This window comes from Pseudoalteromonas sp. ESRF-bin5, assembly GCF_002632075.1.
Taxonomy (GTDB): Bacteria; Pseudomonadota; Gammaproteobacteria; order Enterobacterales; family Alteromonadaceae; genus Pseudoalteromonas; species Pseudoalteromonas marina.
Window position 1 is genome coordinate 1 of the sequence record NZ_NTLW01000186.1, and the last position, 14,757, is coordinate 14,757.

The 14,757-nt window shown below is 41.3% G+C and carries 11 protein-coding genes; 1 reads left to right on the plus strand and 10 read right to left on the minus strand.

Annotated features, from left to right (window positions below):
- From BCG07_RS11250 to BCG07_RS11270, 5 genes are all read right to left on the minus strand, one after another.
- A partial coding sequence (locus BCG07_RS11250) for an acyl-CoA dehydrogenase family protein (protein WP_286890191.1) occupies window positions 1-512 on the minus strand: 512 nt, incomplete at its 3' end.
- A 472-nt stretch (window positions 513-984) separates the two neighbouring features.
- Window positions 985-2,013 carry a zinc-binding dehydrogenase gene (locus tag BCG07_RS11255; RefSeq protein WP_010556710.1) on the minus strand — a complete coding sequence of 343 codons (1,029 nt, stop codon included), beginning with the start codon at window positions 2,011-2,013 and terminating at the stop codon, window positions 985-987.
- Between the two features lie 9 nt (window positions 2,014-2,022).
- The gene (locus BCG07_RS11260) at window positions 2,023-3,435 is read right to left on the minus strand and encodes a TolC family protein (protein ID WP_286890193.1); all 1,413 of its coding nucleotides are present in this window, start codon (window positions 3,433-3,435) and stop codon (window positions 2,023-2,025) included.
- Window positions 3,428-6,580, minus strand: a complete 3,153-nt coding sequence (locus BCG07_RS11265; protein ID WP_286890194.1) for an efflux RND transporter permease subunit — start codon at window positions 6,578-6,580, stop codon at window positions 3,428-3,430. Before BCG07_RS11265 ends, BCG07_RS11260 begins: the two co-directional genes overlap by 8 nt.
- A 10-nt stretch (window positions 6,581-6,590) precedes the next feature.
- Window positions 6,591-7,760 carry an efflux RND transporter periplasmic adaptor subunit gene (locus BCG07_RS11270; RefSeq protein ID WP_286890195.1) on the minus strand — a complete coding sequence of 390 codons (1,170 nt, stop codon included), beginning with the start codon at window positions 7,758-7,760 and terminating at the stop codon, window positions 6,591-6,593.
- Between the two features lie 120 nt (window positions 7,761-7,880).
- Between BCG07_RS11270 and BCG07_RS11275 the strand changes: the two genes are divergently transcribed.
- Entirely contained in the window at window positions 7,881-8,819 is a 939-nt protein-coding gene (locus BCG07_RS11275) for a LysR family transcriptional regulator (RefSeq protein WP_033018912.1), read from the plus strand.
- On the opposite strand, the gene BCG07_RS11280 is transcribed toward BCG07_RS11275, so the two are convergent.
- From BCG07_RS11280 to BCG07_RS11300, 5 genes are all read right to left on the minus strand, one after another.
- Complete coding sequence (locus BCG07_RS11280; protein ID WP_286890198.1) at window positions 8,816-9,850, minus strand: GGDEF domain-containing protein; 1,035 nt, start codon at window positions 9,848-9,850, stop codon at window positions 8,816-8,818. The genes BCG07_RS11275 and BCG07_RS11280 overlap by 4 nt on opposite strands.
- 105 nt (window positions 9,851-9,955) lie before the next feature.
- Complete coding sequence (gene moaA / locus BCG07_RS11285; protein ID WP_286890200.1) at window positions 9,956-10,927, minus strand: GTP 3',8-cyclase MoaA; 972 nt, start codon at window positions 10,925-10,927, stop codon at window positions 9,956-9,958.
- 198 nt (window positions 10,928-11,125) lie between these two features.
- A complete protein-coding gene (locus tag BCG07_RS11290; protein ID WP_286890201.1) occupies window positions 11,126-13,417 on the minus strand; it encodes a xanthine dehydrogenase family protein molybdopterin-binding subunit in 2,292 nt (763 codons plus the stop codon).
- Between the two features lie 12 nt (window positions 13,418-13,429).
- Complete coding sequence (locus BCG07_RS11295; protein ID WP_010556716.1) at window positions 13,430-13,918, minus strand: (2Fe-2S)-binding protein; 489 nt, start codon at window positions 13,916-13,918, stop codon at window positions 13,430-13,432.
- Window positions 13,919-14,154: 236 nt separating this feature from the next.
- Window positions 14,155-14,754 (minus strand): nucleotidyltransferase family protein, encoded by a 600-nt coding sequence (locus BCG07_RS11300; protein ID WP_243534033.1) that lies wholly within the window; start codon window positions 14,752-14,754, stop codon window positions 14,155-14,157.
- Window positions 14,755-14,757: the final 3 nt, after the last annotated feature.

The following is a 14,757-nucleotide window of genomic DNA, read 5'->3' on the forward strand; positions in this document are numbered from 1 at the left end:
GTTAGGGCAAAACATGGGATGTCTGTGCCGTTTGCTAAGCGTGGTAAGTAATGCGCTTGTTGCTCTTGCGTACCGAAGTGAAGAAGTAGCTCACCCGGACCTAATGAGTTAGGTACCATTACTGTTACTGCTACTGCAGAACTTTTAGTCGCAATTGTGCCAACAATTGTTGAGTTTGCGTAAGGGCTAAACTCTAAACCGCCAAATGACTTAGGAATGATAAGCGAGAAGAAACGTTCTTTTTTCAAAAACTCTAAAATGTCATTCGGTAAGTGAATGCCATTTTGAATTACTGAATCGTCAATCATGCCTAGTAGCTCTTGTACAGGGCCGTCAAGGAATGCTTGTTCGTCAGCTGTTAGTGTAGCTGCTGGTACATCGCGTAATGCACTGAAATCAGGCTTACCTTGATAGATAGAACCTTCAAGCCAAACATCACCCGCGTCTAGCGCTTCTTGCTCAGTGATAGAAATACTTGGTAAAACTTTTTTTAACTTTGTACGTAAACTCATGATTGAACTCATCCGACCAGATAAATAATACCTACATTACGTCATAAAAATCGCTTTAGATCAATTACTCTATTCAATTAATTAACAGTTTTTTCAATTTATTTTCTTTACTCGAACGTAAACTGTTGAAACACAAAGGCTTACACCTGTACGCTGAAAATGATAAATTTTTTAAGATTGATTGATAAAACGCCGTGCAAAGGCACCCAGTAGCAAATAATCTGCAAAGCGGGTAATGAATTAGGGTGTTTTTTTAAATACAGACTGTTTTAATTTTTAAATTTAAGCCTGATTTATTGTATTGAACAGGGTAAGTTGACACGTTAAATACGTGATTTATGGCCACTCAAGTTTTTTAAAATGCTTTTGCTTATTAGTGTAAATGTATAAAAAATAATAAGTGAATGACACCTAAAAAAGGCATAAAAAAACGCAGCTTAAACAGGCTGCGTTTTGTATTAATCAGAGTTTTTTAACAGCCTATTTTTACGACATGCTTGCCTGTAAAACCACCCGCGAGCTGCGTATTTAAGGCATTAGATACCGCGTTTGCGTTAAACTCAACAGGCGTTAAGGTCGGTGCTTTAATATCACCATTGGTGGCGCCTTCGAGTAATAAATTACCCATAAAGCTCAAGCGTTGCTGCGCACATAAACTATTAGCGAGCCATGCACCACCAAGCGACACAACACTTATATTTGGCGCGCGCCGGTACATTAGATCTTGTTCAAAACAAGGTAATGGATTTAAACACGCTATTTTTCCGCAAAAACGCATGAGTTCGATATTACGCGCTGTCGACTCACCACCCACGGTATCGATTACTGCATCAAACCCTTGCGGCCCTAGCTCTCTACGAATTTTTTCACACAACTTTTTATCGTTGTAGTCAAACACAACATCCGCGCCAAGCTGTTTAACGAGTTTATGGTTTTTCTTAGAGGCTGTTGCAAATACATCAGCGCCACGCTGTTTAGCGTACTGAATAGCAAACTGCCCCACTGCACCTGCCCCACCTTCAATAAAAACAGTTTGACCTTCAGTGATACTAATTTTATCTAAGCTAATTAGTGCTGCCATTCCGGCGCAAGGCAGCACAGCAGCAACCGCTGGGTTTAACTCTTGCGGTACAATAGACACTGCAAAATTAGGCACTTTTGTGTATTCACTCAGTACCCCTTGCCCACCTACGTTGGCGTGCCACATGACTCGCTCGCCAACATTAGGAAAAATCCCTTTACTTGCTTTTACTACAACACCTACCGCATCAAGCCCCAAAATATGAGGGTACTGCCACTGACAAAAACCTGATTTTGCAAAATGCCCATCAACGGGATTTAAACCAACATATTCTACTTTTATCAGTAGCTCGTTATCTGAACACTCAGGAACAGGTAACTCAATGTCAGCTAAATTTATTTGATCATTCGGTTTTTCCAATACAATGGCACGCATTGTGTGCGGTATAGTATTTTGCGTTAAAATATCAGTATCAGACATCGTTAAACTCTACTTATTTGTGTTACTTAGTGCATAGCTCCATTGCCCATTAAATGATTGGTACGCATTGACCTTAGCAAGTAACGATAAAATGGTTGTTTCAACTGCATTTTCTTGTGCTATTAAAACATCCTGCCGCGCATCTAACAACTCTAGATAAGGGATTTGGCCTTCTTCATACATGGCTTCTGCTTGTAAAAAGGCTTTATTAGCAAAGTCATAACGTTCATCTGCAAAACGTTTTTGCTGTGCCTGATTAACTAACCCCTGCAACGAAAGCTCACTTTCACTAAGTGCTTTAAGCACCACGTTTTGATAATCGCTGTAAGCGGCTTCACTTAAAAACTGTTGTGCGTCTCGTTGTGCTAAAAGAGCAGGATAGCTTAAGATTGACCATTGCAACTTAGGCGCAATTTGCCATTGCTGCTGTGTATCGCTAAAGCCATTACTACCTAGACTTAACACACCTGCAAAGCCACTTAGGCTTACATCTGGTAGTAAAGCTTTACTGGCTGCTACACTTAAACTATTGGCTTGGCTAAAATCATAAATTGCACGGCTAATATCTGGCCTCAGTGCAATAGCGGCATTTGGCTTACTAAGTGTTACGTCAAATTTATTGCGTAACACACTCAGTTCATTTGTTAATTCAATATTTTGAGTTAAACGCCCTGTAAGAACAGCAAGCGTTGATAAATCACTGTACTTGGCAAACTCAATGGCAGGAATTAACGCTTGTTGCTGGCGTAATTGCGCTAGGGTGCGGTTTAAATCAAGCTCACTTGCAACGCCTTCATCAACACGCGCTTGTAACACATCAATACTTTGCTCAAGCGCTTGTATTTGTAAGCTAATAATGCGCTGTTTTTCAGCATTGCCTTGATAGCTAACAAACCCTTTAACAACCGCTGAAACAACTTCAATTTGGAGTAAACGAACTTGCTCTGCTTGGCTCATAGCCGATGCATTTGCGGCATCAACTAAAGCAGTAACTCGGCCAAATAAATCAAGCTGCCAATTAAGTGCAAAATTAGCACTTGATTGGCGTGAGTTTGTATCTCCTAAGCCGCTTCTTTGAGCGCCTACCTCAACACCACCTTGCGGTAAATATTGTGCTTTTTGCTCGCCCAGCCTAGCTAATGCACTTTTTAGTACAAGCTGACTTGTTTTTAGGTCGTAGTTTTTAGCGAGTGCATCTGATACTAATTGATTTAGCTGCTCAGACTTAAGCGCGTGCCACCAGTTAGTTTCATCTGCACCACTTAGTTGGTCAGCAACTGCAGCACTGGCAACAAATTCGTTAATTGTTTTTTGCTCGTCAAGCACGTCAACCTTACTTGCACAGCCAGATATGAGCGTGACCATTAATACAGACGCTACGGTTAACTGTGTTTTAAACCGCTTTGCTATTTGATTAGTCATTTGATAACTCCTGTCTGTTACCTTTTTTCTTTACAACAAGCATGTAAAACACCGGGGTAAACAATAAACCAAACACGGTTACACCAATCATTCCAGAGAACACGGCATTACCCATTGCATGGCGCATTTCAGCCCCTGCACCCGTTGCTAGTACAAGTGGTATAACACCCGCTGTAAACGCGATTGATGTCATAAGTATTGGGCGTAAACGCATACGACATGCCGCTAATATTGCATCAATATGCGATAAGCCTGTATCGTTTTTATCTTTTGCAAATTCAACCATTAATATCGCATTTTTAGAGGCCAAGGCCACCAGCACAATAAGCGCTATTTGCGTAAATATATTGTTGTCTGAACCTACAAACCAAACACCAAGTAATGCTGAAAATATCGTCATTGGAACAATTAAAATAATTGCCAATGGTAAGCGTAAGCTTTCATATTGTGCAGCCAATACCATAAACACCAGTAACACAACTAATGGGAACACATACACCATAGTGTTGCCTGCTAATACTTGTTGGTACGTTACTTCAGTCCATTCGTACTCGATACCACTGGGTAAGTTGTCGGCCAAAATAGCCTCAATTGCCAGTTGAGCTTGGTCAGAACTAAAACCAGGTGCAGGACTGCCGTTAAGCTCTGCGCTTGGGTAACCGTTGTAGTGCATTACACGGTCTGGGCCAATTGTTGGCGTAACCGTTAGGATTGAGCCTAATGGCACCATGTTACCTTTACGGTTTCTTACTTTGAGGTTAAGAATTTGATCAGGGTCTAGGCGATAATCAGCATCAGCTTGCGCATTTACTTGGTACGTTCGGCCAAACATATTAAAATCGTTTACATACACAGAACCCAAGTATATTTGTAAAGCATTAAATACTTCGTCAAGCGGTATGCCTTGAATTAACGCTTGTTCACGGTCAATATCAATATCCATTTGTGGCACTTGAATTCTAAAGCTTGAGTAAAGCCCCATTAATGCTGGATCTTGTTGCGCTTTACCAATCACTGTTTGTAGGCTATTAAATAACGCTTCAAAACCTTTGTTTGCTCTGTCTTCAATTTGAAGTTTAAAGCCACCTGTAGTACCTAAACCTTGAATTGGCGGCGGTGGAAATACTGCAACAAACGCTTCGTCAATTGCTGCAAATCGTTGATTTAACTGCGCAGCTATAGCCATGGCCGATTTACTCGGATCGGTTCTATCTTCAAATGCATCTAATGGGGTAAACACAATCCCGCTGTTAGGGCTGTTGGTAAAGCCATTTACTGATAAACCTGGAAACGCAACCGTATTAGCTACACCTGGTACTTCAAGTGCAATTTGCTGCATTTGTCTAAGAACATCTTCAGTACGGTCAAGGCTTGCTGCATCAGGTAGTTGTGCAATGGCAACTAAGTACTGCTTGTCTTGTTGTGGAATAAACCCACCTGGCACCGCATCAAACAGCTTAATGGTTCCACCAACTAGGGCAACATAGCCGATCATTACAATAAAGCTCATACGAATTAGTTTTTTAACTAATTTTTCGTAGCCTTTGGCCCCTCGGTCAAATACACGGTTAAAAGGTTTAAATAACCAGCGGCCAAATAATTTATTTAACAAACGTGTGAATGTATCTGGCTTAGTATCGTGAGACTTTAACAACAGTGCCGCTAAGGCTGGCGACAGCGTTAACGAGTTAATTGCTGAAATCACCGTTGAAATAGTAATTGTTAAGGCAAATTGCTTATAAAATTGCCCTGTCAGTCCGGTAATAAATGCCGTAGGAATAAACACAGCACACAATACGAGTGCAATGGCAATAATTGGCCCTGTTACTTCGCTCATAGCAACACGTGTTGCCTCAAGCGGCGATAACCCTTGTTCAATGTTACGCTCAACATTTTCAACTACAACTATGGCGTCATCCACCACAATACCAATGGCAAGTACTAAACCAAACAGCGACAAGGTGTTAATAGATACGCCTAACCACTGCATTACCGCAAACGTACCAATGAGTGAAATAGGCACAGCAATAAGTGGAATAATAGAAGCACGCCATGTTTGTAAAAACACAATGACAACAATCACGACTAGTACAATAGCTTCAATCAACGTGGCAATAACAGCATCAATAGAGCCACGAACAAATACAGTCGGGTCATAAACTATGTCGTATTCTACACCTTCAGGAAAGTCTTTTGATAAACGCGCCATGGTTTCGCGTACTTGGTCCGAAAGCTCAATGGCATTAGACCCTGGGCGTTGAAATATAGGCATTGCAAGTGCAGGTTGTGAGTCAAGCTCAGCACGCAAAGAATAGCTGTCTTGGCCAAGCTCTACGCGGGCAATATCAGTAAGGCGTGTTATTTGGCCTTCATCACCCACTTTAATAATTACTTGTTCAAACTCTTCAATACTGTTTAAACGCCCTTTTACATTTAACAGAACTTGAAATTGACTGTCGTTAGAAACCGGCTGTGCACCCAAGCTACCTGCTGCTACTTGTTGGTTTTGTGAACGAAGTGCAGTTATTACATCGGTTGCTGTTAGCTCGCGTGCTGCTAGCGCATCTGGGTTTAACCATACACGCATGGCGTATTTACCTGCGCCAAATAAACGCAAGTCACCCACACCCGGTAAGCGTGCTATTTCGTCTTTAATATAGAGGTCGGCATAGTTAGACAAATACGCGGTATCGTGCGATTTTTCTGGTGAGTACAAGTGCACCACCATGGTTAAATCGGGTGATGATTTTTCAGCCACCACACCTAAACGTTGCACTTCTTCAGGTAAACGTGGCAAGGCGCTGTTTACACGGTTTTGTACTTGTACTTGGGCGCGGTCTAAATCAGTCCCTAGTGCAAATGTAACCGTCAGCGTCATACGACCATCACTGGTTGCTTGAGAAAACATATACAGCATGTTTTCTGTACCATTAATTTCTTGCTCTAACGGCGTTGCTACCGTTTGCGCTATTACCGTTGGGTTAGCTCCTGGGTAGCTTGCTGTTACAACCACGGTAGGAGGCACGACTTCTGGGTATTCACTTACCGGCAGTTGGAATAACGAAATACCACCAGCAATTAATATAACCAAAGACAGCATGGCCGCAAAAATGGGTCGCTGTATAAAAAAGTGTGAAAATTTCATCTAAAAAACCTTATTGCTTTGCGACTAAGCTTGAATCGTCATTGTTCATGGTGAACGCAACATCACTGCTATCAATGGTTACTTTGTTCGGTGCCACAGGCATACCTGGTCCAACACGAGCAGGGCCATTTACGGCTATTACATCGCCCTCTGAAAGACCTGAGGTGATGGCACGAAGAGAGCCATAACGCTCACCCACTGTGACTAATTTATACTGCAGCGCATTGTTTTCACCCACAGTTAAAACAAAGCGGTTTTTTAAGTCAGTCCCTATTGCTCTGTCTGGCACAATTATTTGCTCTGTCACTGAATTAGCAGCAAGCTTAATACGCGCAAACGACCCTGCACGTAATTGGCTGTTATCCTGATCAAATACAGCACGCACACGCAGCGTACCTGTTGATGAGTTAATTTGATTATCAATAAAGTTAATGTACCCTTTGTAAGCAAAATCGCGTTCGCCTACTTTTTGCATTACAACGGCTTGGCGACTTTTTGAGGTCACGTTACTAAAATCGCTATTCCAGGTGCGTTCGTCCACATCAAAATAGGCGTACATTTTTTCGTTAGAAACAATGCTGGTAAGCACGCTTTGCCCTGCAATGATGTTGTTACCTTTCGTGATATTGGCACGCGAGATCACACCGTCGATAGGTGACACAATGGCTGTAAATTCTAAATCAAGTTCAGCTGATGTTAGCTGTGCTTGTAATGCAGCAAGTTGTGCTTCGCGTTGGCGTAATACAGAGGTACGTGACTCTGCTTGCTCAGTTGAAATTGCTTTACGTTCAGTTAAGCGCTCAGCGCGTTTAGCTTCGCTTTTTGCTTGCTCAAGCGCAGCTTGTGCACTGTTAACTTGGGCTTTTAAACTAGCAACAACCGCCGCAAACGGACGGTCATCAAGCTTAAATAATACATCGCCTTTTTTAACAAGGTCGCCTTCATTAAACGTAATTTGTTCTATAACACCAGATACGCGTGGCATAAGTGCAACTTCTTGCGGTGACTCTAAGCGAGTCGTGTAGGTGTGCCAGCTTTGTACTGGTTTAACAAGTACGTTAGCAACATCTATAGGTTGAAGAAATTGTGCTTGAGCCGAAGGCGGTGTGCTTTCATCAGCACAACCAGCAAGTGTTAAAAATGCGCCTGCAAATGCAGCAGCGATAAGGTGTTTTTTCATGAAGACGCTCCTTTAATTGATTAAGAACGCATACTACGGGTTATACCTGCGGACAAAAACCATAGATTTTTAAATTCATTAATGCCAAAATGGCATCAATAGTATTGTTTTGGTGGTTTTATGGATACGACAAGTCGGCTTTTAATGTTGCTTGAAGTGGTTGAGCAAGGCTCTTTTGCTAAAGCTGCCGAATTACGTAATATCGATCGCTCTGTGATCTCTAAACAAATTAGTCGTTTAGAAGATGAGCTAGGGGTTAGATTGCTAAACCGCACTACTCGCTCATTTTCACTCACTGCCGCTGGTGCAGAAATGATAAAAAAAGCCGGTGAGCTCAGAGAGCTGCTTGGCGAAACCGTGCGCATGGCTGAAAACTACCACTTAGAGCCTCGTGGCGTCCTCAAAATTACTTCATCAACACTCATTGGTAGGCGCTACTTACAACCAGTACTTAATGACTTTCAAAAGCGCTTTCCTCAAGTTGAAGTTGAATTAAGGCTTGATGACAGATTAGTAGATATTGTATCTGAAGGGTTCGATTTAGCATTTCGTATTGGGGAGCCAAAAGATTCATCACTCATTGCAAGAAAAATTGCACGTAATCGCTTATTAATTGTTGCGGCCCCCGAGTTTATAAGCACGTATGGTATGCCATCCACCATGGAAGAACTAGCAGATTTGCCTGCGGCAAGTTATGCGAGCAACTCTATGAGAGTTGAAACAGTGGACTATTACAATAGCTCGGGTGAGCCATGTGAGCAAAAAATAAAAAGTGTATACCGCGCCAACGACGCTGAAGCACTGCTAATGAAGGCCATATCTGGCACCGCTTATTTTGTAGCACCGGCATTTATAATCGGTGACGAAATTACTGAGGGTAAATTAATTCCTATATTAACGGATGTGAAGTTAATGGATTACAGTGCTATGTATGCTGTTTATCCGCACAGAGATTTACCTGTACGTACACGGTTATTTTTTGATGCAGTGCGCGAATATTTAGGAAAAGATAAACCAATTTGGGAACGCGGCATCCCAAACTTTGAAAAAATGTATTAAGCAGGTACTTCTATTTGCTTTAATTGCTCTTTTGAACTTGCATATACTTTATTTCGACCTAAGCGTTTTGCTTTGTAAAGTTGTTTATCAGCCGCAATGAAAATAGATTCAAGCGAGGGGTTAGCTTGATAGTCAGCTACACCAACACTGATAGTAAGTTTAATTGCATGCCCCTCAATATTAAACGGTGTTTTTTCAACAGTTTCTCTTAACTTTTCAGCTGCAAATAAGGCTTCGTCTTTACTATTAAAAGAATGAATAACGGCAAACTCCTCACCGCCAACCCTAAACACGTACCCCTTTGCTAAGGTTATTCTTAAAAGCGTTGCAATTTCAGTAAGTACTTTATCGCCTACATCATGGCCAAATTTGTCATTTATTTGTTTGAAGTAATCTAAGTCGAGTAAAAATAAATAGGTATTTGTTTTATCAACCAGCTCTACTTCAAAATAGTGGTTCATTGATAACCGGTTACCTGCGCCAGTTAATGGATCAAGTAGTGCTAGGTTTTTTAAACGTTTGGATGAAAGCGCGCGGCTTCCCTCAAAAATATGCGAAACAGTCCAAATACTGACATAGGCCAATAGTAAGTTAATCGCCATATTTAAATTTACTATAGGATCAGGCGAAGATTTACTTAATAAAATCAGTGATTGAATAAAGAGGACAGTACCTGAGAAGAAAATTCCGTATCGCTTTCCCATTAATAAATAACACAATACAGGCAAAGCGAATGACCATACAAATAAGCCATATTTAGGTTCTGATATATAATTGGCGTACAAAACTATAATACAAACCAATACACACATTACAACAGACTGCCAAAACCGCAATGCATGCTTACTTAAATGATGAATGGTATACAAGCAATAAATTGAAAAACAGAGCTCTAAAAAGCCGAGCAAATAGACACCACTGAATACGTTTAATGCGCTAAAAAACAATGACACAGAACCAAAAAACAAACACATCCATACAAGAACGTGCTTTCTTAATGCTTTAGTACTATTTAGAGCGGTGATATCCATTCAATTAACTCAATAACGTCGAACTAAGGGATTATTCTACCCTGTAATAAATATATAACAAGTGTAATCGAGTGTTATTGCACCACATTGTGGCATTTTTAACCACTAACCACCCAGTATCGAAAGGTTAGTTGTTACACCTGTTTCGCCCTGATGTAGCAAATGAGTTGGCTTTTTAGTTTTAATATAGAGAGATAGCTGGTTTATAAGTGCTTGGTTTGAGTTTTCATTCATGTGCTCTCGTAATGAAATACCTTGCTCTGAAAACAAACAAAGGTGTAATTTACCCAAAGAAGACACTCTCAGCCTGTTACATGTGTTACAAAAGTCGTTACTGTAAGGCATTATTAAGCCAATACGCCCTTGGTAATCAGGGTGGTAAAACTCCTGAGCAGGACCGTCTGTAATGCTTCTAATGACAGGTTGCCACCCTGCTGCACGTAATCGTACTTTAATTGACTGGCCCGATACGTGATTTTTATCAAAAAATGCCTTATTATCGTTAGTCTGCATTAGTTCAATAAAGCGCATAGTGACTGGGCGATGCTTTAAATACGCTAAAAATGTGTCGAGCTCTTGACCATTATATTGCTTCATTAACACGCTGTTTATTTTTACCGATTCAATACCGCTTTCTAACGCGGCGTCTATGCCTTTCATCACGGTATTAAATTTATCGTGACCGGTAATAGTATTAAACATTCTTGGATCAAGTGTATCAATACTCACATTAATCGCATTAAGCCCTGCATCTACCCAATTGTTAATGTGCTTATGCATTGAAAAACCGTTTGTTGTAGCAGCTATTTTTGTAATGCCCGGTGTATCTTTTGCCACACGAATAACATCTATGAAATCTTTTCTAAGGGTGGGTTCACCGCCAGTAATACGTAGCTTGGTAATACCATGATGCGCAAAAGCACTAATAGTATTACTGATTTCATTCAGTGAAAGGAATTCTCTGTCATGGTCACATTGGTAGCCATCGGGTAAACAATAAACACATTTAAAGTTACACACATCGGTAATCGATAAACGTAAGTAACTAAATTTTCGCCCTGCTGGGTCGATGAGCATAAAAAACCTTCACTTTACTTTGTTTAACTGGGCCTGTGAGTATTACAGGTTATGCTTTTATTATGGTTGTAGGTTAACACACGGAATTTGGCTTTATTAATATAAAATAAAGGCCTTATGTATTTAATCTAATATGAGCCTAATAACTCGCACTGCAAAAGCGTGTAAATTTATGGTTTACACGCTTTTGGTGTTTATTTAGGCTTTTAAACCTTTTACAACTGCACTTGGTTTCATTGGTAAGTCACGTAAACGTACACCTACTGCATTGTATATGGCATTGCCAATTGCTGGCGCAACGCCAATAACACCTGGCTCCCCTAACCCTACAGGAAACTCATCACTTTGCACAAACTCAATGTCCATTTCGGGTACATCTTGCATTCTCAGTGGAAGGTAAGTATTAAAGTTTGTAGCAGCTACTTGACCATTTTCATAAGAGTTGGACTCATGTAAAGCCATACTCGCTCCCCATAATAATGACCCTTCTAATTGAGCCATCGCACCATCAGGATGTACAATTAAACCGGCGTCAACAACAGCGTATAACTTTTTAAGGGTGATTTTGCCATCGCTTTTGTTAACGTGAACATGGGCTGCAGTGCCAATCCATGCTGGCATGTGGCGCTCTTGCCCTGAACTAACCGAAAAACCAATGCCCTCGTTTTCGTTCAGCTTTATTGAGCTAACTTTGTCTGACACTTTTTTAAGTACATCATGTAAACGGCGCGCGCCACCCACACTTTCAGGTGCTTTACCCGCTTGTTTTCCTTTACCGTCAAGCATTGATAAACGAAACTTAACCGGATCAATACCTTGCTTGTGCGCTATTTCATCTATAAAAGACTCAAGGCTCCATACAATCCAACCCGGTCCAACTGAACGTAACCAACCCGGCGTAAAAGTGCTTTGTGCTAACTCGTTATTGATAGCACGAGCACGATGGTTATTCATGCTATACCAGTGATCAGCACCTGAGGCAGAAAACGAATCAAATTTACCATTACCATCAACACCAGGAGCCAAAAAACCTGGCGCCATTGCTTTAGTTGGCCAGCCTGCAGCAAACGCATGCTCTAATGCGCTAAGCTCTCCCTTTTCACCGAACGAAGCGGTTAATTTAGCCGTAGACGCTGAGCGAGACTGATCAAATAAACTGTCATCTTCACGGGTAAATACAAGCTTAACCGGTTTACCTATTGCTTTTGCCGTTAATGCAGCAGGGACTGTCCAATCACCAAATAAACGACGTCCAAAGCCACCACCCAAATAGTAAGGACGAATAATGACTTTATTTTGCTCTATATCGAGGGCTTTGGCTAAAGCAGGTAACGTGAGTGATTGCCATTGGTTACCCGTATGTACAATCCAGTTACCGTTTTTAAATTCAGCTATGGCGTTAAGTGGCTCTAATTGGTAGTGACTCGCTGTCGCCGTGGTGTAAGTTGCATCAAATGTGTTTTTTGCATCGGCCAAAACCTGAGGCGTATTGCCTTCATCTGCAAATAAAGTACCGGATGCGCTATCGTCACATAATTTTTTACCCTGCGCTTGAATATCTGACTCGGAGACGTTAGCCGTTTTGCCTACCTGGTAGCTTACATTTAACGCATCAACCGCTTTAATAGCACTGTGATAATTGTCAGCCAGTACAACAACCCATCCTTCGATGGTATTGCTAGGATCGTTTAATATTTCAAAACCGCGATAACCTTTAATTGCTTTTGCGCCACTGTCATCAACGCTTGTTACTTTACTACCGTAACGTGTTGGAGGAATAACCGGACGCGCATACACCATACCTTCTATTTCAACATCAATGCCATACACTGCTGTTCCGTTTGTTTTAGCGGGTATATCTAATGCTTTAAAATCTTGGTTTAAGCCGGTTAAATGACGTTTATTAGCTGGTTTTAAAGGAAGCTTTGCAACTTCTTCACTTGTAAAGGTAAGATTAAATTCACCTTTTTGTACAATATCAGCGTAACTTACCGATTGACCACCAGCAACAATTTGCCCTTTTTGTGCAATACATTGCTCTGGTTTAACCCCTAGCATTTTAGCCCCTGCATCAATAAGGGCTAAGCGACCTGCGGCACCCGCTTGCGATAGCGGTTTAAAACTTTGAAATACTGACCACGAACCACCTGTAACCATATATCCCCATTTCTCATGGGTGTCTACGTAAGTAATTGATACTTTATCCCAATCACACTCTAACTCGTCGGCCACTATTCGTGCTAAAGCAGTACCAATGTGTTGGCCCATTTCAGCCTTTGCAATGCTAACCTCTACCCCACCATTGGTATCCATTGTCCACCAAATAGTGGGTGAAAACGCCTGTTGTGAAATTGATTCTTTGGCGCTTAAAGAACCTGAAAGTAACGCAGGCGCAAATGCCATTACCAAGCCCGCACTAGCACTGCCAATCATAAATGAACGACGATTTAAGTTGACGGTTTCGCTGTTTTTTTGAAATAATTTTTTCATTATCCGCTCCGATTAAACGTCTTGCTCATTTGGGTTAAACATCTGTACTGCGCTTTGTGACTCATCGGCCGCACGTTGTATTGCCGACTTTATACGTTTGTACGCCATGCAGCGGCAGTAGTTACCATTCATATGATTGACAATTTCTTCGTCTGTTGGCGACGGATTGTCTGCAAGTAATGTTGCCGCTTGCATAATCTGCCCAGACTGACAATAACCACATTGCGGTACTTGCTCTTCAACCCATGCTTTTTGAAGCGGGTGTTCGTTATTGAGACCTTCAATAGTGGTAATGTTTTTACCAGCTACAGCTCCTACGGGTAATACACATGAACGTGTAGCCTGTCCATCTAAATGCACTGTACACGCACCACACATTGCTATGCCACAACCAAACTTAGTGCCCTTTAGTCCTACTTCATCGCGAATAACCCATAGCAGTGGTGTATCTTCACTTGCTTGTGATTCAATCACTTTGCCATTAATTGTAAACGTTACCATAACCCGCCCCTTGAATTAGCTCTCAATCAACTGCACTGCGATTTGTGCTGAGCAGTTGGTAATACCATTAAAATTAAAGCAACTTGATCCTCGACATTGCTCTTAAGTTGTATGCGCAACTTTATGCCCTGCGCAGTATGTATTTATATAAACATGTTCAATTAAAGTTTAGTTTGTTTTTTTATTTAAGCTGAACCTCGGTTTGAGGTCGGTTTATTGCCTAAAGTTTTAATTATTTAATTTAGCGCCTGTTTAGCGGTATAACAATTTAACTGCTCAACGGTGTCTATGTCTGCGCTTGCCTTATTTAGTAAAACGCAGTTTACAATACCGCCGGATTCACGAAGTAGATGTTGAGCGCCTTTGTCATTCGACAAAGTGGTGAGTAAATCAAAATCATCATGAGGAAAAATTGCCGGCACACCTAATCGTTCTCCATAGTTAGCACACCATCGAGTGGGGTTATTCTGAAAACGAGTAACTAACTGCTGAATATCGCACGCCTCCAATTCAATCTGATCGGCTAGCATAAATAAAATGCCGTCCCAACCGTCACTATGCCTTAACTGATTAGCTGCAAGCGCGATTGATTTACCTAACCCTTGCTGCCAATCTAAATTACAGATAATTTCGACATTATTGTAGTGCTTTAGCGCTTGAGTAATTTCGTTATGCCAGGCGCCTGAAACAACATAGACGGCACCCGCGTCTAACTGCTGTAAAACGTCAACTGCACGCGCGATCATAGTTTTATTATTGCCCACATTTGCTATTAATTTGCATCCATCAAAACGAGACGACTGTCCTGCGGCTAACAACACTTTTGCTATGCGCATACT

Excerpts from the sequence above, each read along its gene's own strand:
- BCG07_RS11255 (WP_010556710.1), bottom strand. The coding sequence starts at position 2,013 with ATGTCTGATACTGATATTTTAACGCAAAATACTATACCGCACACAATG.
- BCG07_RS11260 (WP_286890193.1), bottom strand. The coding sequence starts at position 3,435 with ATGACTAATCAAATAGCAAAGCGGTTTAAAACACAGTTAACCGTAGCG.
- BCG07_RS11265 (WP_286890194.1), bottom strand. The coding sequence starts at position 6,580 with ATGAAATTTTCACACTTTTTTATACAGCGACCCATTTTTGCGGCCATG.
- BCG07_RS11270 (WP_286890195.1), bottom strand. The coding sequence starts at position 7,760 with ATGAAAAAACACCTTATCGCTGCTGCATTTGCAGGCGCATTTTTAACA.
- BCG07_RS11275 (WP_033018912.1), top strand. The coding sequence starts at position 7,881 with ATGGATACGACAAGTCGGCTTTTAATGTTGCTTGAAGTGGTTGAGCAA.
- BCG07_RS11280 (WP_286890198.1), bottom strand. The coding sequence starts at position 9,850 with ATGGATATCACCGCTCTAAATAGTACTAAAGCATTAAGAAAGCACGTT.
- moaA (WP_286890200.1), bottom strand. The coding sequence starts at position 10,927 with ATGCTCATCGACCCAGCAGGGCGAAAATTTAGTTACTTACGTTTATCG.
- BCG07_RS11290 (WP_286890201.1), bottom strand. The coding sequence starts at position 13,417 with ATGAAAAAATTATTTCAAAAAAACAGCGAAACCGTCAACTTAAATCGT.
- BCG07_RS11295 (WP_010556716.1), bottom strand. The coding sequence starts at position 13,918 with ATGGTAACGTTTACAATTAATGGCAAAGTGATTGAATCACAAGCAAGT.
- BCG07_RS11300 (WP_243534033.1), bottom strand. The coding sequence starts at position 14,754 with ATGCGCATAGCAAAAGTGTTGTTAGCCGCAGGACAGTCGTCTCGTTTT.